The following is a 22237-nucleotide window of genomic DNA, read 5'->3' on the forward strand; positions in this document are numbered from 1 at the left end:
GTACGACCCATCACACACCACAGGCCCGGCAGTCGGGCTGCCGGGCCTGTGGACAAGTCAGCTTCAGGCTGAAAATACTACTGCCGGTGTTACTGCGCCGGGCCTTCGATGGCCTCGGAGGTCAGCAGACCCGCGTTGATCTCGCGCAGGGCGATCGAGAGCGGCTTCTCGTGGACGTGGGTGTCGACGAGCGGACCGACGTACTCGAGGAGACCCTCGCCGAGCTGCGAGTAGTACGCGTTGATCTGGCGGGCCCGCTTGGCCGCGTAGATCACGAGGCTGTACTTCGAGTCCGTGGCCTCGAGGAGCTCGTCGATCGGCGGGTTGATGATGCCCTCGGGCGCGGAGATGGAAGAGGACACGCTCTACCTTCCGATGGATGGGAAAGATTCAGTCAGGATGACCGCTGGGTGACCAGTAACGATCACACGACGTTCGTCAAGGCTAGCAGCTCGCGCGCCACGTCCTCGACGGAGGTGTTCACCAGGGTCTGGTCGAACTCCGGCTCGGCCGCCAGCTCGACCCGGGCGGCGGCGAGGCGGCGCTCGATGACCTCCGGCGGCTCGGTGCCCCGGCCGGTGAGCCTGCGCACCAGCTCCTCCCAGGAGGGCGGGGCCAGGAACACGAGCTGGGCCTCCGGCATGGACTCCCTGACCTGCCGCGCGCCCTGGAGGTCGATCTCCAGCAGCACCGGCTCACCCGCCTCCAGGCGCTCCAGCACGGCCGCTCGCGGCGTGCCGTAGCGGTTGCCGGCGAACTCGGCCCACTCCAGCAGCTCGCCGTTGGCGATCAGCTTGTCCATCTCCTCGTCGGTGACGAAGAAGTAGTGGACTCCGTGCTGCTCGCCGGGACGGGGCTTGCGGGTCGTCGCCGACACCGAGAGCCAGAGCTCGGGGTGTTCCTTGCGCATATGGGCGACGACCGTGCTCTTGCCGACCCCCGAGGGGCCGGAGAGCACGGTCAGCCGCGGACGTGATTCCGGGGGTACGGGGGGCGTCCCCCGGGATGTTGCAGCCATGCGGCGATTATTCCAGTTGTTCCGCAGTGGTCCGGACTCAGCTTCTGACTCAGCTGCCGGTGCTGCCGAACTCGCGCTCCAGGGAGGCGATCTGGTTGGAGCCGAGGCCGCGCACGCGGCGGCTCTCGGAGATGCCGAGCCGCTCCATGATCTGCTTGGCGCGGACCTTGCCCACGCCCGGCAGGGACTCGAGCAGGGCGGAGACCTTCATCTTGCCGATGACGTCGTTCTCCTGGCCCTGCTTGATGACCTCGTGGAGGGAGGCGCCGGAGTGCTTGAGTCGATTCTTGACCTCGGCCCGCTCCCGGCGAGCCGCGGCGGCCTTTTCGAGCGCGGCTGCGCGCTGTTCAGGGGTAAGGGGCGGAAGAGCCACGCCTACGTCACCTCGGATGTCGAACTGTCGGATACGGACCGGTGAGGAACCTAGTCGCCCCACACCTGGGGAGTCGCGAGCAACACGCTTGCCCGTTGACTCTCGACGGAGACTAGCGGTCAAGTCCGCCAGAGTCAGCGAGAACGGCGGAAAAGTCCTGGTCAGCCTCCGTCAGGCCAGACATTTCAGACATACTGCCTCGGATTTGAGGATGTATCCAGGGTCTGGAAGCCTAGGCGGCTGCCACCGCGGTCCTGACCTCGTCGGCGAAGCGGTCCGCCGCGTTCCGCAGCGCGGTCACGTCGGGACCGTGACGAAGGACACCCCGGCTGACATTCGGCACGACGTTGCGCACCGCCGCTCCGAACACCCGGGGCAGGTCGGCCGGCGTCGCGCCCTGGGCACCGATGCCCGGGGCGAGGAGGGGACCGTTGACGTCAAGGTCGTACGACGAGAGGTCGCCGAGTGTGGCGCCGACCACCGCGCCGAACGAGCCCAGGGGTGCCTCCCCTGCGTTCTCGGCCGCCAGGTGCGCCAGCATTGTCGCCCCGACGCTCCGCCCGTCGGCCCGCACCGCGTGCTGGACCTCGCCACCCTCCGGGTTGGAGGTGAGCGCCAGCACGAACAGGCCCGCGCCGCTCTCGCGCGCCAGGTCGACGGCGGGCTTCAGGGAGCCGTAGCCGAGGTACGGCGAGACGGTCAGCGCGTCCGAGAACAGGGACGCGTCCTCGCGCAGGAAGGACTCGGCGTACGCGGCCATGGTGGAGCCGATGTCACCGCGCTTGGCGTCCATGACGACCAGCGCGCCGGCCGCCCGCGCCTCCTCGACCGACTTCTCCAGCACCGCGACACCGCGCGAGCCGAAGCGCTCGAAGAAGGCGCTCTGCGGCTTGAGGACGGCCACCCGGTCGGCCACGGCCTCCACCACGGTGCGGCTGAAGCGCTCCAGAGAGGCCACGTCGTCGCTCAGACCCCACTCGGCGAGCAGGGAGGCGTGCGGGTCGATGCCCACGCACAGCGGCCCGCGTGCGTCCATGGCACGGCGCAGGCGCGCACCGAATTGCTCGGTCATACCGGTCATCGGGACTTCCTCACGTCGGCGCCGACCGCGTCGGCGAGGGTGGCGTACGGGCTCTGCCGCAGGCGCGCGGCGAGCCCCTTGTGGATGGCCCGGCCCCAGAAGGGGCCCTCGTAGATGAACGCGCTGTAGCCCTGGACCAGCGTGGCCCCGGCCAGGATGCGCTGCCAGGCGTCCTCGGCGCTCTCGACGCCGCCGACGCCCACCAGGGTGATCCGGTCGCCCACGCGCGCGTAGAGGCGGCGCAGGACCGCCAGGGAGCGCTCCTTGAGCGGGGCGCCGGACAGGCCGCCGGTCTCCCGGACCAGGGCCGGCGAGGAGGTCAGGCCGAGGCCCTCGCGGGCGATCGTCGTGTTGGTGGCGATGATGCCGTCCAGGCCCAGCTCCACCGCCAGGTCGGCGACCGCGTCGACGTCCTCGTCGGCGAGGTCCGGCGCGATCTTGACCAGCAGGGGGACGCGCCGCGTGGTGACCACGCGGTCCGCCGCCTCGCGCACGGCGGTCAGCAGCGGGCGCAGCGCCTCGGTCGCCTGGAGGTTGCGCAGTCCGGGCGTGTTCGGGGAGGAGACGTTGACGACCAGGTAGTCGGCGTGCGGGGCGAGGCGTTCGGCGGACTTCACGTAGTCGCCGACGGCCTCCTCCTCCGGGACGACCTTGGTCTTGCCGATGTTGACGCCGACGACCGTCTTGAACACGGGCGTGCGGGAGGCCAGGCGGGCGGCGACGGTCAGGGAGCCGTCGTTGTTGAAGCCCATGCGATTGATCAGCGCGCGGTCGCTCACCAGCCGGAACAGCCGCTTCTTGGGGTTGCCGGGCTGCGGCTCCCCCGTCACGGTGCCGATCTCGACGTGGTCGAAGCCCAGCATCGCCATGCCGTCGACGGCGACGGCGTTCTTGTCGAAGCCGGCGGCCAGCCCGAAGGGGCCGTGCATGCGCAGGCCGAATGCCTCGGTGCGCAGCTCCTCGTAGCGGGGTGCCAGCACCGCCGCGACGAAGGTGCGCAGGACGGGGACGCGGACGGCGAGGCGGATCCAGCGGAAGGCGAGGTGGTGCGCGCGCTCCGGGTCCATCCGCTTGAAGACGAGGGAGAAGAAGGTCTTGTACATGGTGTCCTCGTGAAGAGGGGGACACCGTTTCCGGTGTCCCCCTCGGGGCTGACTGCTAGTCGCGGGCCGCGGTCAGGAATTCCGCGTGTTCCTGGAGTGAGCGCACTCCCACGTCTCCGTGGTTGAGGGCGTCGATGCCCTGCACCGCCGCCGCCAGCGCCTGGACCGTCGTCAGGCACGGCACGGAGCGGGCCACGGCCGCCGTACGGATGTCGTAGCCGTCGAGGCGGCCGCCGGTGCCGTACGGGGTGTTGACGATGAGGTCGACCTCGCCGTCGTGGATGAGCTGGACGATGGTCTTCTCACCGTTCGGGCCGGTGCCCTCGGACTGCTTGCGCACGACCGTGGCGTTGATGCCGTTGCGCTTGAGGACCTCGGCGGTGCCGGAGGTGGCCATCAGCTCGAAGCCGTGGGCGACCAGCTCCCGGGCCGGGAAGATCATCGAGCGCTTGTCGCGGTTGGCGACCGAGATGAACGCACGCCCCTTGGTGGGCAGCGGGCCGTAGGCGCCGGCCTGCGACTTGGCGTACGCCGTGCCGAAGACGGTGTCGATGCCCATGACCTCGCCGGTGGAGCGCATCTCCGGGCCGAGGACCGTGTCGACGCCGCGGCCGTGGATGTCCCGGAAGCGGGACCACGGCATCACGGCCTCCTTGACGGAGATCGGCGCGTCCATCGGGAGCGTGCCGCCGTCGCCGTTGGCCGGGAGCAGGCCCTCGGCGCGCAGCTCGGCGATGGTCGCGCCCAGCGAGATGCGGGCGGCGGCCTTGGCCAGCGGTACCGCGGTCGCCTTCGAGGTGAAGGGCACGGTGCGCGAGGCGCGCGGGTTGGCCTCCAGGACGTACAGGATGTCCCCGGCCAGCGCGAACTGGATGTTGATCAGGCCGCGCACGCCGACGCCCGCCGCGATGCCCTCGGTGGAGGCGCGCAGCCGCTTGATGTCGAAGCCGCCGAGCGTGATCGGGGGCAGGGCGCACGCCGAGTCGCCGGAGTGGATGCCGGCCTCCTCGATGTGCTCCATGACGCCGCCGAGGTACAGCTCCTCGCCGTCGTAGAGGGCGTCGACGTCGATCTCGATGGCGTCGTCGAGGAAGCGGTCGACCAGGACCGGCCGGGACGGGCTGATCTCGGTCGACTCGGCGATGTACGCCTCCAGGCGGGTCTCGTCGTAGACGATCTCCATGCCGCGTCCGCCGAGGACGTAGGAGGGCCTGACCAGGACCGGGTAGCCGATCTCGTCGGCGATCGCCTTTGCCTCGGCGAAGGTCGTGGCGGTGCCGTGCTTCGGGGCGGGCAGGCCCGCCTCCTTGAGGACCTGGCCGAAGGCGCCCCGGTCCTCGGCCGCGTGGATGGCCTCGGGCGAGGTGCCGACGATCGGCACGCCGTTGTCCTTGAGCGCCTGGGACAGGCCCAGCGGGGTCTGGCCGCCGAGCTGGACGACGACGCCCGCGACCGGGCCGGCCTGCTGCTCCGCGTGGACGATCTCCAGGACGTCCTCCAGGGTGAGCGGCTCGAAGTACAGCCGGTCGGAGGTGTCGTAGTCGGTGGAGACGGTCTCCGGGTTGCAGTTGACCATCACGGTCTCGTACCCGGCGTCGCTGAGCGCGAAGGAGGCGTGGACACAGGAGTAGTCGAACTCGATGCCCTGGCCGATGCGGTTCGGGCCGGAGCCCAGGATGATGACGGCCGGCTTCTCGCGCGGCGCGACCTCGGTCTCCTCGTCGTAGGAGGAGTAGAAGTACGGCGTCTTCGCGGCGAACTCGGCGGCGCAGGTGTCGACCGTCTTGTACACCGGGCGGATGCCGAGCGCGTGCCGGACCTCGCGGACGACGTCCTCGCGCAGGCCGCGGATCTCGCCGATCTGCTGGTCGGAGAAGCCGTGCCGCTTGGCCTCGGCGAGCAGGTCGGCGGTCAGCTCGGGCGCGGCGGCCAGCTCGTCGGCGGTCTCCTTGATCAGGAAGAGCTGGTCGACGAACCAGGGGTCGATCTTGGTGTACTCGAAGACCTCCTCGGGCGTGGCGCCCGCGCGGATGGCCTGCATGACGGCGTTGATCCGGCCGTCGGTGGGCCGGACGGCCTCTTCCAGCAGCGCCTTTTTGTCGCCCGTCTCGCCGACGAAGGTGAACTGGCTGCCCTTCTTCTCCAGCGAGCGCAGCGCCTTCTGGAAGGCCTCGGTGAAGTTGCGGCCGATGGCCATGGCCTCGCCGACCGACTTCATGGTGGTGGTGAGGGTGGAGTCGGCGCTCGGGAACTTCTCGAAGGCGAACCGCGGGGCCTTGACCACCACGTAGTCGAGCGTCGGCTCGAAGGAGGCCGGGGTCTCCTGCGTGATGTCGTTGGGGATCTCGTCCAGCGTGTAACCGACGGCGAGCTTCGCGGCGATCTTGGCGATCGGGAAGCCGGTCGCCTTGGAGGCGAGCGCCGAGGAGCGCGACACGCGCGGGTTCATCTCGATGACGATGACCCGGCCGTCGACGGGGTTCACCGCGAACTGGATGTTGCAGCCGCCGGTGTCGACGCCGACCTCGCGGATGATCGCGATGCCGACGTCGCGCAGCACCTGGTACTCGCGGTCGGTCAGCGTCATCGCGGGCGCCACGGTGATCGAGTCGCCGGTGTGCACGCCCATGGGGTCGAAGTTCTCGATCGAGCAGACGACCACGACGTTGTCGTTCTTGTCGCGCATCAGCTCCAGCTCGTACTCCTTCCAGCCGAGGATGGACTCCTCCAGGAGCACCTCGGTGGTCGGCGAGAGGGTCAGGCCCTGGCCGGCGATGCGGCGCAGCTCCTCCTCGTCGTGCGCGAAACCGGAGCCGGCACCGCCCATGGTGAAGGACGGGCGGACGACGACCGGGTAGCCGCCGAGCTCCTCGACGCCCTTGAGGACGTCGTCCATGGAGTGGCAGATGTAGGACCGGGCGGACTCGCCGTGGCCGATCTTCTTGCGGACCTCCTCGACGACCTCCTTGAAGAGGTCGCGGTCCTCGCCCTTGTTGATGGCCTCCACATTGGCGCCGATCAGCTCGACGCCGTACTTCTCCAGGACGCCGTTGCCGTGCAGCGAGATCGCGGTGTTGAGGGCCGTCTGGCCGCCCAGGGTGGGCAGCAGCGCGTCGGGCCGCTCCTTGGCGATGATCTTCTCGACGAACTCGGGGGTGATCGGCTCGACGTAGGTGGCGTCGGCGATCTCCGGGTCGGTCATGATCGTGGCCGGGTTGGAGTTCACGAGGATGACCCTGAGGCCCTCGGACTTCAGGACCCGGCACGCCTGGGTGCCGGAGTAGTCGAACTCGGCGGCCTGGCCGATGACGATCGGGCCGGAGCCGATGACCAGGACGGACTGGATATCGGTGCGCTTAGGCACGCTGGCCCTCCATGAGGTTCACGAAGCGGTCGAACAGGTAGGCGGCGTCGTGCGGGCCCGCTGCCGCTTCGGGGTGGTACTGGACGCTGAAGGCCGGCTTGTCGAGGAGCTGGAGGCCCTCCACCACGTTGTCGTTGAGGCAGACGTGGGAAACCTCGGCGCGGCCGTAAGAGGTGTCGGAGACCTTGTCGAGCGGGGCGTCGACGGCGAATCCGTGGTTGTGCGCGGTGACCTCGACCTTGCCGGTCGTACGGTCCTGCACGGGCTGGTTGATGCCGCGGTGGCCGTACTTCAGCTTGAAGGTGCCGAAGCCGAGGGCGCGGCCCAGGATCTGGTTGCCGAAGCAGATGCCGAAGAGCGGGGTGCCGCGCTCCAGGACGCCCTGCATCACGGAGACCGGGTGGTCGGCGGTGGACGGGTCGCCCGGGCCGTTGGAGAAGAAGACACCGTCCGGGTTGACGGCGTAGACGTCCTCGACGGTCGCGGTGGCGGGCAGGACGTGCACCTCGATGCCGCGCTCGGCCATGCGGTGCGGGGTCATGCCCTTGATGCCCAGGTCGACGGCGGCGACGGTGAACTTCTTCTCGCCGATCGCGGGGACGACGTACGCCTCGGTGGTGGCGACCTCCGCGGAGAGGTCGGCGCCCGTCATCTCGGGGGCCTCCTGGACGCGGGCCAGCAGCGCGGCGTCGTCCTGGACGGCGTCGCCGCTGAAGATGCCGACGCGCATGGCGCCGCGCTCGCGCAGGTGGCGGGTGAGGGCGCGGGTGTCGATGCCGGAGATGCCGACGACGCCCTGGGCGGCCAGTTCGTCGTCCAGCGTGCGGCGGGAGCGCCAGCTGGAGGGCACGCGCGCGGGGTCGCGGACGACGTAGCCGGAGACCCAGATCCTCTTGGACTCCATGTCCTCGTCGTTGACGCCGGTGTTGCCGACGTGCGGGGCGGTCATCACGACGACCTGGCGGTGGTAGGACGGGTCGGTGAGGGTCTCCTGGTAGCCGGTCATGCCGGTGGAGAACACGGCCTCGCCGAACGTGGCCCCCACGGCCCCGTAGGCGCGGCCGCGGAAGATCCGGCCGTCCTCCAGGACGAGTACGGCGGGAGCCTTGCCGGCTCCCCGGGTGGAGGTCGTCATCGCGCGCCTTCCGTTTCCATCTTGTTGATCATGTCGTTCAGTGTTTCGACCCACTCGCTGTGCTCGGCCGCGTGGTCGGAGCGGAAGCCGGAGTCGATCAGCTTGTCGCCGTGCTCCCAGGTGACGACCAGCAGGCCGCCCTCGGTGAGCACCTTGCCGGCGATGCCCTTGTCGAGACGCGCCTCGCGCAGTGCGGCGACGGGGACGAAGAAGTCGTCCGCGCCGGGGCGTACGACGTCCAGGCCCGCGTCCGTCAGGGCGAGCTCGACCCGGCTGCGGGTGCCCAGGCCGTGCGCCACGATGCGGTCCAGCCACTGCCCGGCGGTGGTGGAGCCGTGGTAGCGGCCGCTCAGGGTCAGTTTCGCCGGGCCGGGGGTGTCCGGCGCGCTGGGCAGCTCCGGGAGGTCGCTCTGGAGCGTGCTGCGCCACTTCCAGCCCTCGCGCATCAGCCAGTAGACGAGCGCGACGAACAGGCCGAGGCCGACGACCCAGCCGATCCGGGCGGCCCAGTCGGTCACTTCCGCCGATTCCTTCTCGGCGGCCAGCAGGATTACCGGTGCTACAGATGTCACGTGAGCTTCCCGTCGACGAGCGTGGCCTTGCCCCGCAGCCACGTGTGCGTCACACGGCCCGGCAGCTCACGCCCCTCGTAGGGGGTGTTGCGGCTGCGCGAGGCGAAGCCCGCGGGGTCCACCTGGCCACGGTATTCCGTGTCGACGAGGGTGAGGTTGGCGGGCTCACCAGCCGAGACGGGACGGCCGTGTCCGGTGGCCTGTCCGATCCTGGCGGGCTTGAAGGACATCCGGTCGGCGACGCCGGCCCAGTCCAGCAGGCCCGTGTCCACCATGGTCTCCTGGACCACCGACAGCGCGGTCTCCAGGCCGACCATGCCCATGGCGGCGGCGGCCCACTCGCAGTCCTTGTCCTCGTGCGGGTGCGGGGCGTGGTCGGTGGCGACGATGTCGATCGTGCCGTCGGCGAGCGCCTCGCGCAGGGCCAGGACGTCACGCTCGGTGCGCAGCGGCGGGTTCACCTTGTAGACCGGGTTGTACGAACGGACCAGCTCGTCGGTGAGGAGCAGGTGGTGCGGGGTGACCTCGGCGGTGACGTCGATGCCCCGGGACTTGGCCCAGCGGACGATCTCGACGCTGCCCGCGGTCGACAGGTGGCAGATGTGGACGCGGGAGCCGACGTGCTCGGCGAGCAGCACGTCCCGCGCGATGATCGACTCCTCGGCGACGGCCGGCCAGCCCCCGAGGCCCAGCTCGGCGGAGACGACGCCCTCGTTCATCTGGGCGCCCTCGGTCAGCCGGGGCTCCTGGGCGTGCTGGGCGACGACGCCGCCGAAGGCCTTCACGTACTCCAGGGCACGGCGCATGATCACGGCGTCGTGGACGCACTTGCCGTCGTCCGAGAAGACGGTGACGCCGGCCGCGGACTCGTGCATGGCGCCCAGTTCGGCGAGCTTGGCGCCCTCCAGGCCGACGGTGACGGCGCCGATGGGCTGCACGTCGCAGTAGCCGGACTCCTGGCCGAGCCGCCACACCTGCTCGACGACACCGGCGGTGTCGGCGACCGGGAAGGTGTTGGCCATGGCGAACACGTTGGTGTAGCCGCCGCTCGCCGCCGCGCGGGTGCCGGTCAGCACGGTCTCGGAGTCCTCACGGCCGGGCTCGCGCAGGTGGGTGTGGAGGTCGACCAGGCCGGGCAGCAGCACCTTGCCGCCGGCCTCGATCACCTCGGCGCCCCCGGCGGACAGGTTCTGGCCGACCGCCTCGATGACGGTGCCGTCGATCAGCACGTCCTGCGGCTCGCCGCCGAGCACCTTCGCACCGCGGATCAGGGTCTTGCTCATCTTCTTACTTCTCCTCGGTGGGGCGGGCGTGGGTGACGGCGGGCTCGGCTCCGCCGAGCAGCAGGTAGAGGACGGCCATCCGGACGGAGACGCCGTTGGTGACCTGTTCGACGACGGTGCAGCGGTCGGAGTCGGCGACGTCGGCGGTGATCTCCATGCCGCGGACCATCGGGCCGGGGTGCATCACGATGGCGTGGTCGGGCATCTTCGCCATGCGGTCGCCGTCGAGGCCGTAGCGGCGGGAGTATTCGCGCTCGGTGGGGAAGAAGGCGGCGTTCATGCGCTCGCGCTGCACGCGCAGCAGCATCACCGCGTCGGACTTGGTCAGGGTGGAGTCGAGGTCGTAGGAGACCTCGCAGGGCCAGGTCTCGACGCCGACCGGCAGCAGGGTGGGCGGGGCGACCAGGGTGACCTCGGCGCCGAGGGTGTGCAGCAGGTCGACGTTGGAGCGGGCGACGCGGCTGTGCAGGATGTCGCCGACCAGGGTGACGCGGCGGCCGTCGAGGTCCTTGCCGAGGCCGGCGTCGGGGCCGACCAGGCGGCGGCGCATGGTGAAGGCGTCCAGCAGGGCCTGGGTGGGGTGCTGGTGGGTGCCGTCACCGGCGTTGATGACGTGGGCGTCGATCCAGCCGGAAGTGGCCAGGCGGTAGGGCGCGCCGGAGGCGCCGTGCCGGATGACGACGGCGTCGACTCCCATGGCCTCCAGGGTCTGGGCGGTGTCCTTGAGGGACTCGCCCTTGGAGACGCTGGAGCCCTTGGCGGTGAAGTTGATGACGTCCGCCGACAGGCGCTTCTCGGCGGCCTCGAAGGAGATCCGGGTCCGTGTCGAGTCCTCGAAGAAGAGGTTGACGACGGTCCGGCCGCGCAGGGTCGGCAGTTTCTTGATCGGCCGGTCGGCGACCCGGGCCATCTCCTCGGCGGTGTCGAGGATCAGGACGGCGTCGTCGCGGGTGAGGTCGGCGGCCGAGATGAGATGACGCTGCATCTGTCAGGCTCCGTAGGGCGATTCATGCGGAAGAGCGGGATAATTCGGGCGGCCGGGCGTGCGTGCGGGCACACCGAGCGGGCGTACGGCACGGCTGGGCGCGTACGCGGGGTGCTACGGGTGGGCGCCCGGGGAGGCCGGCTTGGCACCGAGCAGCACGGTGTCGCGACCGTCCTCCTCGGCGAGCTGGACCTTGACCGTCTCCCGCAGCGACGTCGGGAGGTTCTTGCCGACGTAGTCGGCGCGGATGGGCAGTTCACGGTGGCCGCGGTCGACGAGCACGGCGAGCTGCACCGCGCGCGGGCGGCCGATGTCGCCCAGCGCGTCGAGGGCGGCACGGATGGTGCGGCCGGAGAAGAGCACGTCGTCGACGAGGACGACCAGACGGCCGTCGACGCCGTCACCGGGGATCTCGGTGCGGGCCAGGGCGCGCGGCGGGTGCATGCGCAGGTCGTCGCGGTACATGGTGATGTCGAGCGAGCCGACCGGCATCTTGCGTTCGGTGATCTGCTCGAGCTTGTCGGCGAGCCGCCGGGCGAGGAAGACGCCGCGGGTCGGGATGCCGAGGAGCACCACGTCGTCGGCACCCTTGGCGCGTTCGACGATCTCGTGGGCGATGCGGGTCAGGACCCGGGCGATGTCGGGGCCTTCGAGAACGGGCCGCGCATCGGATTGCGCGCCCGAGGGCGCGTCCTGCTGCTTGTCCATACGAAACGGACCTCCTTCTCCGCCTCACGGGACGGACCTTAAAGGACGTCGGGATGTGCGCCACCCACGGTATCAGGCTCACAGAACCGTCTCGACGACCCCTGGGACGCTCCCGCGTCACCCTTGCGCCACCCCGTCACCACCCGTTCGGAGCAACGGAAGGCGAATACCACGGAAGAGTCGGTGCGGACCATTCGGCTTGACGCACAAGAGTAACGCTGCGTAACCTCACAGTGAGTTACCAGCCGCGCGGGTGCGCACCTGTGCAGACCGCGTCGACACCTTGTCCGGGGAGCCATATGTCCAGCGAATACGCCAAACAGCTCGGGGCCAAGCTCCGGGCCATCCGCACCCAGCAGGGCCTTTCCCTCCATGGTGTCGAGGAGAAGTCCCAGGGCCGCTGGAAGGCCGTGGTGGTCGGTTCGTACGAGCGCGGCGACCGCGCCGTGACCGTGCAGCGCCTCGCCGAGCTGGCTGATTTCTACGGCGTTCCCGTGCAGGAGCTGCTCCCGGGCACCACCCCGGGCGGTGCCGCCGAGCCCCCGCCGAAGCTGGTCCTGGACCTGGAGCGGCTGGCCACGGTGCCGGCCGAGAAGGCGGGCCCGCTCCAGCGCTACGCGGCCACGATCCAGTCGCAGCGCGGTGACTACAACGGCAAGGTGCTCTCGATCCGCCAGGACGACCTGCGCACTCTCGCCGTCATCTACGACCAGTCGCCCTCGGTCCTGACCGAGCAGCTGATCAGCTGGGGCGTCCTGGACGCGGACGCGCGCCGCGCGGTGGCGTCCCACGAGGACATCTGAGCCGCAGCAGCCTCAGCAGAAACGTGCCGCCGGGGTGGCGGGAACCGTTCGGTTCCCGCCACCCCGGCGTTTTCGGCACGTCGTGGAGCTAGTCGCGACGCAGCGAAGGCTTGAGGTCCTTCAGCCGGCCGAGCAGGCCGTTGACGAACGCGGGCGACTCGTCCGTGGAGAACTCCTTCGCCAGCTGCACCATCTCGTCCAGGACGACGGCGTCCGGGGTCTCGTCGACCCAGATCAGCTCGTACGCGCCCAGGCGCAGGATGTTGCGGTCGACGACCGGCATCCGGTCGAGCGTCCAGCCGACCGAGTACTGGGCGATGAGCTCGTCGACGCGCTCGGCGCGCTCGGCGTAGCCCTCGACCAGCTCCATCGTGTACTCGCTCACCGGCGGCTGCCGGGTGTCGGACCGGGAGTGCCGGACCCAGTCGGCGAGGACCGTCAGGACGTCGGCGCCGCGCTGATCGCCCTCGAAGAGGATCTGGAAGGCGCGCTTGCGGGCCGTGTTGCGGGCAGCCACGGTTAGCTGTTCACCCGGCCGAGGTAGTCGCTCGTGCGGGTGTCGACCTTGATCTTCTCACCGGTGGTGATGAAGAGCGGGACGTTGATCTGGTGACCGGTCTCCAGGATGGCGGGCTTGGTGCCGCCGGTGGAGCGGTCGCCCTGGACGCCCGGCTCGGTCTCCTGGATGACCAGCTCGACGGCGGCCGGCAGCTCGACGAAGAGCACCTCGCCCTCGTGCTGCGCGACGGTGGCCTCGAAGCCCTCGATCAGGAAGTTGGCGGCGTCGCCGACGACCTTGCGGTCGATGTGCAGCTGGTCGTAGGTCTCCATGTCCATGAAGACGAAGTAGTCGCCGTCCATGTACGAGAACTGCATGTCACGCTTGTCGACAGTGGCCGTCTCGACCTTGACGCCGGCGTTGAAGGTCTTGTCGACGACCTTGCCGGAAAGCACGTTCTTGAGCTTGGTGCGCACGAAGGCCGGGCCCTTGCCGGGCTTGACGTGCTGGAACTCGACGACGGACCAGAGCTGGCCGCCTTCGAGCTTGAGCACCATGCCGTTCTTGAGGTCGTTCGTGGAAGCCACGGTTGCGGAATCTCCTGGACTGGACTGACGTGGACGACCCCGGTGCAGGCATGCGCACAGCGCGAAGGCTAGAGCGCGAGCAGCTCCTTGGTCGTGATGGTGAGTAGCTCGGGTCCGCCGTCCGCCTCGGGGCGCACGACGAGCGTGTCATCGATCCGGACCCCGCCCCGGCCCGGGAGGTGAACCCCCGGTTCGACGGTGACCGGCACACAAGCGTCCAGTTTACCCATGGCCGCGGGAGCCAACTGCGGGTCCTCGTCGATTTCGAGTCCGACCCCGTGACCGGTGAGGGCGGGAAGGTGCTCAGCGTACCCGGCGGAATCCAGTGCCTGGCGGGCGGCCCGGTCCACGTCCCGGCAGGCCGCGCCGGGCGCGAGGGCCTCCCGGCCGGCCCGCTGGGCGGAGAAGACGAGGTCGTACAGCTCGATCTGCCAGTCGGCCGGAGACGTTCCGATGACGAACGTACGGCCGATCTCGCAGCGGTACCCGCGGTAGGTGGCGCCCAGGCAGACGGAGAGGAAGTCGCCCTCCTCCACCCGCCGGTCGGTGGGGCGGTGGCCGCGGCGCCCGGAGTTCGGGCCGGTGCCGACGGACGTCGGGAAGGCGGGGCCGTCGGCGCCGTGGTCCACCAGGCGGCGTTCCAGCTCCAGGGCGAGGTGCCGCTCGGTACGGCCCACCAGGATGGACTCCAGCAGCTCGCCGAGGGCCTGGTCGGCGATCTCGGCGCCGATGCGCAGGCAGGAGATCTCCTCCTCGTCCTTGACCACCCGGAGCTGCTCGACCGCTTGGCCGAGGTCGGTCAGGCGCAGGCGCGGTGCGACCGAGCGCATGGCGCGGTGCCGGACCACGGTGAGGTGGTGGTCCTCGGTGGCGAGGGACTCGGCGCCCTGGGCCGCCGCGAGGCCGGTGGCCGCGACGGCCGCGTCGCCGCCGGGGCCGGGCAGCGTGCGCACCGGGAGTGAGTCGTCGGGCCTTCCGTCGGCGGGCCGGTCGTCCGGCGGGACGGAGCAGACCAGGAGGTCCTCGCTCTTGCCCAGGAGCAGCACGGCACCGTGCGGGGCGGTACCCGCGAGGTAGCGCACGTTGGCGGGCCGGGAGACGAGCGCCGCCGCGCTGCCGCCCGCGTTGCAGCGTTCTCGTAGGCGGGTTCGGCGGGCCGCGTACACCTGTGACATGAGGCGAGCGTATGAGCTCCGCTCACCTGGCGCCGCTCGGGAGAGGCCGAGTGGGGATGCCGGGTTGCGCCGACTGGGGCGGGGGTGATCGTTGTGTGGCGTCCACCGGCGAGTCGGGGCTGGTCGCGCAGTTCCCCACGCCCCTTGGCCGGCATACTCCCCCGCGCCTACCAGGCAGGCGGGCTCGCTATCGAGCGGGACAGGACCTCGTCCAGGACTCTCGCCGTTTCCGGCACGTCGAGCTGGGAGTTGTCGATGATCGGGAGGCCTGAGCCGTACCAGCCGGCCATGCGGCCGTGGATGCGGGCGACCTCCTCGTCGGTGAGGCGGCGGTTGCCGCTGCGCTCGGCGTTGCGTTCCAGGACGATGTCCAGGCCCGGCAGGAGGACGACCGGCAGCAGACCGGGTCCGACGTGCCGCTTCCAGCCGCCGAGGCCGACGACCGGGCGGTCCGGGAAGACCGCGTCGTCGAGGATGCAGGAGATGCCGTTGGCGAGGAAGTTCCGGGCGGAGAAACCGCAGGTGCGGCGGGCGAGGCGGTACTGCGCCTCGCTGTTCTCGTTCCACCCGGTCTGGGGGTCGGCGAAGCCGGAGCGGACCCATTCACGGACGTCGTCGAGGCTGATGTGCGCGGTGGGCACCCGGCGGTGGTCCGCCCAGTACTTGGCGACGCTGGTCTTGCCCGCGCCCGCGGGACCGATGAGCAGTACCGCCAGGGTGGCCGAGGCCGGGTCGGGCAGGGCCGTCGCCGCCGGCGGCACACTGGGCACGGCCACGGGGGCGCCGGGCGGCAGCGGAACGTGGCCGGTGGTGCCGGTGGTGTCCGGCGCGGGCGGTACGGGGGCGGCCCGGTGCGGCCCTGGCGCCTGGTGCGCGCCCGGGGGCTGCTGGGGGGCGGGGGGCTGCTGGGGGGCGGGGGCCTGCTGGGGGGCCACGGGGTGCGGAGGCGGGGCCTGCGCGGGGTATCCCGGCGCCACGGGCGGCGGCACCGGGGCGGCCCCCTGGTGCGGGCCCGGGTGGTGTGCGGCCGGGGACCAGCCGACGGCCGGTCCGTGCCCCGGCTGAGGGGGCGGCGGCAGCGGAGAACCCACTGCGTGCTGCATCCGGTGCCACTCCGTCTCGTACAGGCGATGGGCGCTGACGGCGGGAGGGGGTGGCCCGCCCGCTGCTACCGAACGGTACCGCCCCCGGCCGTCGTTTGGTGAACGGCCGGGGGCGGTGTGAAGTGCCCGCCCCGCAAGGCGAATCGGACGGAAGGTACGCCGGGGTACTACTCGCCCACCTCGCCGTAGGCGGCGAGGAGGACGGCCGGGTCGGGGCCCTCCAGCACGGTGGGCTTGGCGAGGCCGTCCAGGACGATGAAGCGCAGCAGGTCGCCGCGGGACTTCTTGTCGACCTTCATGTTCTCGACGAGCTTGGGCCACTGGTCGTAGCGGTAGTGCAGCGGCAGGCCGACCGCTTCGAGGATGCTGCGGTGCCGGTCGGCGGTGGCGTCGTCCAGACGGCCCGCGAGACGGCCCAGTTCGGCGGCGAAGTGCATGCCGACGGAGACGGCGGCGCCGTGGCGCCACTTGTAGCGCTCGTTCTTCTCGATGGCGTGGCCGAGGGTGTGGCCGTAGTTGAGGATCTCCCTGAGACCGGCTTCCTTCAGGTCCGAGGAGACGACCTCCGCCTTGACCTTGATGGAGCGCACGATCAGCTCGGCGGTGTGCGGTCCGGCGGGAGTGCGCGCGGCCTGCGGGTCGGCCTCGATCAGGTCCAGGATCGCCGGGTCGGCGATGAAGCCGGCCTTGATGACCTCGGCGAGTCCGGAGACGTAGTCGTTGACCGGCAGCGAGTCCAGCGCGGCCAGGTCGCACAGGACACCGGCCGGCGGGTGGAAGGAGCCGACGAGGTTCTTGCCCTCGGCGGTGTTGATGCCGGTCTTGCCTCCGACGGCCGCGTCCACCATGGCCAGCACGGTGGTGGGCACGGCGATCCAGCGCACGCCGCGCAGCCACGTCGCGGCCACGAAGCCGGCCAGGTCGGTGCTGGCCCCGCCGCCGACGCCGACGATGACGTCGGTGCGGGTGAAGCCGGACTGGCCGAGCGCCTTCCAGCAGTAGGCGGCGACCTCGGCGGTCTTGGCCTCCTCCGCGTTGGGCACCTGGATGGCGATCGCCTCGTAGCCCTGCTCGGCGAGGTCGGCGCGCAGCGCGTCACCGGTCTCGGCGAGGGCCTCGGGGTGGATGACCGCGACCCGCTTGGCCTTGGCGCCGATCAGGCCGCCCAGCTCACCCAGGAGCTGACGGCCCACCAGGACCTCGTAGGGGTCGGAACCCGGGGTGCCGCCGACCTGGATCCGGGTGACTGCCTCGCTCATGCTTCTTTCAACTCCACTGCGTCCAGGGCGGCTTCGGCGACTTCTTCGGGCGTACGGCCGTCGGTGGCCACGACGACCGTGGCGGCCTCCTCGTAGAGGTGGCGGCGGGCCTCCATCAGCTCGCGCCACTGTTTGCGCGGGTTGACGGCGAGCAGCGGGCGCGCGGCGTTCAGACCGGTGCGCTTGACGGCCTCCTCGACGCCCATCGAGAGGTAGACGACGCGCTGCCCGGCGAGCAGCGCGCGGGTGTCCGCGTCCAGGATCGCACCGCCGCCGAGGGCGAGGACACCCTCGTGCTCGGCGAGCGCGCTCCGCACGGCCTCCTTCTCCAGGGCCCGGAAGGCGGCCTCGCCCTCGTCGACGAAGATCTCGGCGATGGCCCGCCCCTGCGCGGCGACGATGTCCGCGTCCGTGTCCCGGTAGCCCGTGCCCAGGCGCTCGGCCAGCAGCTGCCCCACCGTGGACTTGCCGACCCCCATCGGGCCGATCAGGACGATCAGCGGGGCGCTCACCGGATCGCCAGGTTGTCGAGGTAGGACCGCACGTTGCGGCGCGTCTCGGTCACGCTGTCGCCGCCGAACTTCTCCGCCACCGCGTCCGCCAGGACGAGGGCGACCATCGCCTCGGCGACGATGCCCGCGGCCGGCACGGCGGACACGTCGGAGCGCTGGTGGTGGGCCTGCGTGGCCTCGCCGGTGGTGACGTCCACGGTCTTCAGGGCGCGCGGCACAGTGGCGATCGGCTTCATCGCGGCCCGCACCCGCAGCAGCTCGCCGGTGGTGAGGCCGCCCTCGGTGCCGCCGGAGCGGCCGGAGACCCGGCGGATGCCCTCGGCCGTGTTCACGATCTCGTCGTGGGCCTGGGAGCCCGGCACCCGGGCCAGCTCGAAGCCGTCACCGATCTCGACGCCCTTGATCGCCTGGATGCCCATGAGCGCGCCCGCGAGCCGTGCGTCGAGCTTGCGGTCCCAGTGGACGTGCGAGCCGAGGCCCACCGGCACGTCGTAGGCGAGGACCTCGACGACGCCGCCGAGGGTGTCACCGTCCTTGTGGGCCTGGTCGATCTCGGCGACCATCGCCTTCGAGGCGTCGGCGTCCAGGCAGCGCACGGGGTCGGCGTCCAGCTTCTCCACGTCGGCCGGCGTCGGGTACACGCCCTGGGGGGCCTTGGCCGAGGCCAGCTCGACCACATGGCTGACGATCTCCACGCCGGTCGTCTCCTTGAGGTACGACCGCGCCACCGCGCCCAGCGCCACGCGGGCCGCCGTCTCCCGCGCGGAGGCGCGCTCCAGGATCGGCCGGGCTTCGTCGAAGCCGTACTTCTGCATGCCGGCGAGGTCCGCGTGACCGGGACGCGGACGGGTCAGCGGCGCGTTGCGGGCCAGGCCGGCCAGTACCTCCGGGTCGACCGGGTCGGCCGCCATGACCTGCTCCCACTTGGGCCACTCGGTGTTGCCCACCATGACCGCGACCGGGGAACCGAGGGTGAGCCCGTGCCGGACACCGCCGAGGAAGGTGACCTCGTCACGCTCGAACTTCATCCGCGCACCGCGGCCATAGCCGAGCCGCCGCCTCGCCAGATGGTCCGCCACCATGTCCGTGGTGATCGGCACGCCGGCGGGCAGACCCTCCAGCGTCGCGACGAGTGCGGGACCGTGGGACTCCCCCGCGGTCAGCCAGCGCAACCTGCTCAACGGTGCTCCTCAGTGCTCGCGCCCCGGTTATGCCTCGCGTACGCGTCCTGACCACGTACGGCAACGGCCCGACCGGGTGCGCGGCCCCGGCCCGCCACCTCCGATCCTCCCACGTCCGCGGGTACGGTCCGGAACCGGTCCGCTGGACGGACAGGGCGGGAGCGGGCGCGGCGCACCGCGCGGCGGTCAGCCGGCGAGGGCGCGTTCCCCGGCCGCGCGCATGGCCGCGAGCGGCGCCGGCGACCGGCCGGTCATCTGCTCCACCTGGAGCACCGCCTGGTGCAGCAGCAGGTCGAGGCCGCTGACGACGGCGCCGCCGTACGCGGACCAGCGGGCGGCGAGTGTGGTGGGCCACGGGTCGTAGAGCACGTCGAAGAGGGTCGCGGGCATCTCCGGGACGGCGGCGGCGAGGGCGTCGGTGGCACCGGCCGGGGTGGTGGCCACGACCAGCGGGGCGCGCAGCGCCTCCTCGGCGTCCGCCCAGTCGGCGATCCGCACATCGGCCTCCAGGCGCTCCGCCCAGCCCCGCATCTCGGCGGCGCGCGCCTCGCTGCGGACGTAGACGGCGATCTCGCCGGTGCAGATCCGGGCCAGGGCGGCCAGCGCGGAGGAGGCGGTGGCGCCGGCGCCGAGGATCGCGGCGGTCTCGGTCTTCTCGATGCCGTGCTCGCGCAGGGCGGCGACCATGCCCGGGATGTCCGTGTTGTCGCCAATCTTCCGGCCGTCCTCGGTGAAGACGACGGTGTTGACCGCGTCCACGGAGGCGGCGGTCTCGCTGATCGAGTCGAGCAGCGGGATGACCGCCCGCTTCAGCGGCATGGTCAGCGACAGTCCCGCCCACTCGGGGCCGAGCTTCTCGAAGAAGCCCGGCAGCGCCGCCTCGTCGACGTCGAAGCGGTCGTACGCCCAGCGCTCCAGCCCCAGCTCGGCGTAGGCGGCGCGGTGCAGCACCGGGGAGAGCGAGTGCGCGATCGGGGAACCGAGAACGGCGGCCCGGCGACGGTCAGTTGCCGGAGCTGGCATTGTATTTGTCCTTCAGCTTCAGGAACTCGTCGTGTGTCTTGGCGAACTCTGTCTTGCTCACGCCGTCGGTGGCGACGAAGTACATCCAGCCGTCGCTCGTCGGGTCGAGCGCCGCCTTCAGCGCCTCTTCGCCGGGGTTGCCGATGGGGCCGGGCGGCAGTCCCTTGTTGGTGTAGGTGTTGTACGGGTCCGGGTTGCTGTTGATCTCGGACTCGCTGATGCGGATCTTGCTCTGGCCCATCAGGTAGTTGAAGGTCGAGTCGAACTGGAGCTCCTGGTTCGTCTCGGTGTTGGTGGGCTTGAGCCGGTTGTAGATGACCTCGGACATCTTGCGGAAGTCCTCGTGGGTCTTGCCCTCGGCCTGCACGAGGCTCGCCACGGTGAGCAACTGCCAGGGGCCCTTGAGGCCCAGGCCCTCCGCCTTCTCCTCGAGCCCGATCTTCTCGTACTGCTCGTTGGCCCGCGCCACCATCTGCTTCAGCACTTCCTCGGGCTTCTGCCCCTTGGCCGCCGAGTAGCTGGACGGGTAGAGGAACCCTTCCAGCGGGTCCTTCACGTCCTTGTGGTTCATCGCCCATTCGGGCAGGCCGAGACTCTTCCACTCGGTCTTGGCGACCTTGGCCGTAGTGCCTTCGTCCACGCCGAGCTGCTTGTCGATCATCTTGTACACGTCGACGTTGCGCTTGCCCTCGGCGATGATCAGGTTGCTGCGGCTCTTGGGGTTGAGCAGGAGTTCGACCGCGCTCGCGGCCGACATCTCCTTCTGCAGCGTGTAGACGCCGTCCTGGATGCTCTTGCCGCGCGGGTTGCTCTGCTGGGCGGCGATGAAGGCGTCGACGCTCTTCACCACGCCCTTGCGTTTGAGCTCCTGGCCGATCGTCGAGCCGCCGGCGCCCTTGGGGATGGTCACGGTGACCTGCTCGCCGTTGCCGTCGCCCGCGTAGTCGGGGGCCGCGCCGAAACGTTCCTGGTAGAACTGGTAGCCGAAGTACCCGATACCCGCGACGCCGCCGCCGAGTACCAGGCAGACCACCAGGCACGCGCATCCGTTGCGACGCTTCTTGGGCTTCCCGCCGCCCCGGGTCCTGCGCTCGCCGCGGCCGTCGTCGGCGGTCTCGTCTTCCTCCCCGGCGTCCCCGCCCGCGAAGAAGGCGTGCTCGCCCTCGTCGGGGCCCGGGTCCCAGTCGGTCCGCTGCGGTTCGGGCTCGGCGCGCCGGCGCGTGGGCGGTTCCGGCGGCGGATAGGCCTCCGGGGTGCCGTAGTAGTCCGGCTGGTCCGGGCCGTAGGCGGCCTGCTGGCCGTAGGGGTCCGACGGGTCGGCGGGGTACTGCGCCTGGGGCTGGGCGCCGGAGCCCCAGCCGCCGTCGCCGTAGCCCTGCTGGTGCTGGGGGTTCGCCTGGTCGCCGTACTGCTGGTCGTACTGCTGCTGATCGCCGTACCGCTGGTCGTACTGCTGCTGGTCTCCGGACTGCTGGTGGTACTGCGGCCGGCCGTACTGGTCGTACTGCGGCTCGGGGTGCTGCTGCCCGTACTGGTCGTACTGCGGCTGGTGACCGTATGCGGGCTGGCCGCCGTCGCCCCAGTCGCCGTACTGCTGCTGCGACTGCGGCTGCTCCGGATACTGCTGCGGCTGGCCGCCGTAGGGGGGCTGCTGACCCGTGTGGGTCTGCTGCCCGCCCCATCCGCCGTCCCCGTACAACGGGTCCTCCGGATGCCACGGTTCGGAGCCTTGGCCCCGGCCATACTCAGTCATCGATCCCCTAGAGCCGCGAGGCGGGGGCGCGCGCGACCTGTCATGGGGGCCGGCTTCCGTTCCGCCTCTTGCTGTGCGGTGGCTGTTCGAATGCCTCCGCATCGCGCGGAACGTTACCGTATCGCGATCAGATGACCACTTCGACGCCCTCGCCGGGTGGCCTGCCTGACACCCGTTCGGATTCCAGGGCCTGCTGGAGGATGATCACAGCGGCGGCCTGGTCGATGACGGAACGGCCCTTCTTCGACTTCACGCCCGAGGCGCGCAGTCCCTGGGTCGCCGTCACCGTCGTCATCCGCTCGTCGACGAGCCGGACCGGGACCGGCGCGACGCCCCGGGCCAGCTCCTGTGCGAAGCGCCTGACCTTGGCCGCGGCCGGGCCCTCGCCCCCCTTGAGGGAGCGAGGGAGGCCGACGACGACCTCGATCGGCTCGTACTCCTCGACCAGCGCGCGCAGCCGGCGGTGCGCCGCCGGGACGTCGCGGCCGGGGACGGTCTCCACCGGGGTGGCGAGGATCCCGTCGGGGTCGCAGGAGGCGACCCCGATGCGGGCGTCCCCGACGTCAATGGCCAGGCGGCGGCCGCGGCGCATGGCCGGACCGGCGTCCGTCCGATCATCCGTCCGGCTGCCCGCAGGCTCGTCCGTCCGGCCGTTCGTACGGTCATCCGCCCGGCGGTCCGCCCGCTGGTCCATCCGGCCGTCGTCCATCCGGCCGTTCG

General features: G+C 71.0%; 22 protein-coding genes. 1 reads left to right on the forward strand and 21 read right to left on the reverse strand.

The window, feature by feature from the left end; translation table 11 throughout:
* Nucleotides 1-89 precede the first annotated feature (89 nt).
* The 11 genes from rpoZ to pyrR form a co-directional block, all read right to left on the reverse strand.
* Nucleotides 90-362, reverse strand: a complete 273-nt coding sequence (gene rpoZ / locus ACFW47_RS18750; RefSeq protein ID WP_003977348.1) for a DNA-directed RNA polymerase subunit omega — start codon at nucleotides 360-362, stop codon at nucleotides 90-92.
* Between the two features lie 62 nt (nucleotides 363-424).
* On the reverse strand, nucleotides 425-1018 hold the full coding sequence (gene gmk, locus ACFW47_RS18755; protein ID WP_386306375.1) for a guanylate kinase: 594 nt from the start codon (nucleotides 1016-1018) through the stop codon (nucleotides 425-427).
* Nucleotides 1019-1067: 49 nt separating this feature from the next.
* Nucleotides 1068-1391 carry an integration host factor gene (locus ACFW47_RS18760; protein WP_003977346.1) on the reverse strand — a complete coding sequence of 108 codons (324 nt, stop codon included), beginning with the start codon at nucleotides 1389-1391 and terminating at the stop codon, nucleotides 1068-1070.
* A 232-nt stretch (nucleotides 1392-1623) separates the two neighbouring features.
* Nucleotides 1624-2472 carry an orotidine-5'-phosphate decarboxylase gene (gene pyrF / locus ACFW47_RS18765; protein WP_386306377.1) on the reverse strand — a complete coding sequence of 283 codons (849 nt, stop codon included), beginning with the start codon at nucleotides 2470-2472 and terminating at the stop codon, nucleotides 1624-1626.
* On the reverse strand, nucleotides 2469-3575 hold the full coding sequence (locus ACFW47_RS18770; RefSeq protein ID WP_386306379.1) for a quinone-dependent dihydroorotate dehydrogenase: 1107 nt from the start codon (nucleotides 3573-3575) through the stop codon (nucleotides 2469-2471). The genes pyrF and ACFW47_RS18770 overlap by 4 nt, the downstream gene beginning before the upstream one ends.
* A gap of 55 nt (nucleotides 3576-3630) precedes the next feature.
* Complete coding sequence (carB, locus tag ACFW47_RS18775) at nucleotides 3631-6939, reverse strand: carbamoyl-phosphate synthase large subunit (protein WP_386286277.1); 3309 nt, start codon at nucleotides 6937-6939, stop codon at nucleotides 3631-3633.
* Complete coding sequence (carA, locus tag ACFW47_RS18780) at nucleotides 6932-8074, reverse strand: glutamine-hydrolyzing carbamoyl-phosphate synthase small subunit (protein ID WP_386306380.1); 1143 nt, start codon at nucleotides 8072-8074, stop codon at nucleotides 6932-6934. The genes carB and carA overlap by 8 nt, the downstream gene beginning before the upstream one ends.
* Nucleotides 8071-8646, reverse strand: a complete 576-nt coding sequence (locus tag ACFW47_RS18785; RefSeq protein ID WP_386306381.1) for a hypothetical protein — start codon at nucleotides 8644-8646, stop codon at nucleotides 8071-8073. The genes carA and ACFW47_RS18785 overlap by 4 nt, the downstream gene beginning before the upstream one ends.
* Nucleotides 8643-9929 carry a dihydroorotase gene (locus ACFW47_RS18790; protein ID WP_386306382.1) on the reverse strand — a complete coding sequence of 429 codons (1287 nt, stop codon included), beginning with the start codon at nucleotides 9927-9929 and terminating at the stop codon, nucleotides 8643-8645. Before ACFW47_RS18790 ends, ACFW47_RS18785 begins: the two co-directional genes overlap by 4 nt.
* Nucleotides 9930-9933: 4 nt before the next feature.
* On the reverse strand, nucleotides 9934-10914 hold the full coding sequence (locus ACFW47_RS18795; RefSeq protein WP_164245018.1) for an aspartate carbamoyltransferase catalytic subunit: 981 nt from the start codon (nucleotides 10912-10914) through the stop codon (nucleotides 9934-9936).
* Nucleotides 10915-11028: 114 nt separating this feature from the next.
* A complete protein-coding gene (gene pyrR / locus ACFW47_RS18800) occupies nucleotides 11029-11622 on the reverse strand; it encodes a bifunctional pyr operon transcriptional regulator/uracil phosphoribosyltransferase PyrR (protein ID WP_386286272.1) in 594 nt (197 codons plus the stop codon).
* A 299-nt stretch (nucleotides 11623-11921) separates the two neighbouring features.
* Here pyrR and bldD point away from each other — a divergent pair, with 299 nt between their 5' ends.
* Nucleotides 11922-12425 carry a transcriptional regulator BldD gene (gene bldD, locus ACFW47_RS18805; protein ID WP_019325075.1) on the forward strand — a complete coding sequence of 168 codons (504 nt, stop codon included), beginning with the start codon at nucleotides 11922-11924 and terminating at the stop codon, nucleotides 12423-12425.
* Between the two features lie 88 nt (nucleotides 12426-12513).
* On the opposite strand, the gene nusB is transcribed toward bldD, so the two are convergent.
* The 10 genes from nusB to ruvX all read right to left on the reverse strand — a co-directional run bounded on the left by nusB (nucleotide 12514) and on the right by ruvX (nucleotide 22109).
* The gene (nusB, locus tag ACFW47_RS18810; protein WP_386306383.1) at nucleotides 12514-12942 is read right to left on the reverse strand and encodes a transcription antitermination factor NusB; all 429 of its coding nucleotides are present in this window, start codon (nucleotides 12940-12942) and stop codon (nucleotides 12514-12516) included.
* 2 nt (nucleotides 12943-12944) lie between these two features.
* The gene (gene efp, locus ACFW47_RS18815; RefSeq protein WP_386286270.1) at nucleotides 12945-13511 is read right to left on the reverse strand and encodes an elongation factor P; all 567 of its coding nucleotides are present in this window, start codon (nucleotides 13509-13511) and stop codon (nucleotides 12945-12947) included.
* Between the two features lie 68 nt (nucleotides 13512-13579).
* Nucleotides 13580-14686: an aminopeptidase P family protein gene (locus tag ACFW47_RS18820; RefSeq protein WP_386286269.1), complete on the reverse strand. Its 1107-nt coding sequence runs from the start codon at nucleotides 14684-14686 to the stop codon at nucleotides 13580-13582.
* A gap of 167 nt (nucleotides 14687-14853) precedes the next feature.
* Nucleotides 14854-15789, reverse strand: a complete 936-nt coding sequence (locus ACFW47_RS18825) for a Pro-rich N-terminal domain-containing protein (protein WP_386306385.1) — start codon at nucleotides 15787-15789, stop codon at nucleotides 14854-14856.
* Between the two features lie 167 nt (nucleotides 15790-15956).
* Nucleotides 15957-17048: a 3-dehydroquinate synthase gene (aroB, locus tag ACFW47_RS18830; RefSeq protein ID WP_217254646.1), complete on the reverse strand. Its 1092-nt coding sequence runs from the start codon at nucleotides 17046-17048 to the stop codon at nucleotides 15957-15959.
* Entirely contained in the window at nucleotides 17045-17560 is a 516-nt protein-coding gene (locus tag ACFW47_RS18835; protein WP_386286267.1) for a shikimate kinase, read from the reverse strand. The genes aroB and ACFW47_RS18835 overlap by 4 nt, the downstream gene beginning before the upstream one ends.
* A complete protein-coding gene (gene aroC, locus ACFW47_RS18840) occupies nucleotides 17557-18741 on the reverse strand; it encodes a chorismate synthase (RefSeq protein WP_386306386.1) in 1185 nt (394 codons plus the stop codon). The genes ACFW47_RS18835 and aroC overlap by 4 nt, the downstream gene beginning before the upstream one ends.
* Nucleotides 18742-18927: 186 nt before the next feature.
* Nucleotides 18928-19764 carry a shikimate dehydrogenase gene (locus ACFW47_RS18845; protein ID WP_386286265.1) on the reverse strand — a complete coding sequence of 279 codons (837 nt, stop codon included), beginning with the start codon at nucleotides 19762-19764 and terminating at the stop codon, nucleotides 18928-18930.
* On the reverse strand, nucleotides 19745-21517 hold the full coding sequence (mltG, locus tag ACFW47_RS18850; RefSeq protein ID WP_386286264.1) for an endolytic transglycosylase MltG: 1773 nt from the start codon (nucleotides 21515-21517) through the stop codon (nucleotides 19745-19747). The genes ACFW47_RS18845 and mltG overlap by 20 nt, the downstream gene beginning before the upstream one ends.
* A gap of 127 nt (nucleotides 21518-21644) precedes the next feature.
* Nucleotides 21645-22109, reverse strand: coding sequence for a Holliday junction resolvase RuvX (gene ruvX, locus ACFW47_RS18855; RefSeq protein ID WP_386306501.1), 465 nt, complete (start codon nucleotides 22107-22109; stop codon nucleotides 21645-21647).
* Nucleotides 22110-22237: the final 128 nt, after the last annotated feature.

The sequence above is a fragment of the Streptomyces sp. NPDC058796 genome (assembly GCF_042745235.1).
GTDB lineage: Bacteria > Actinomycetota > Actinomycetes > Streptomycetales > Streptomycetaceae > Streptomyces.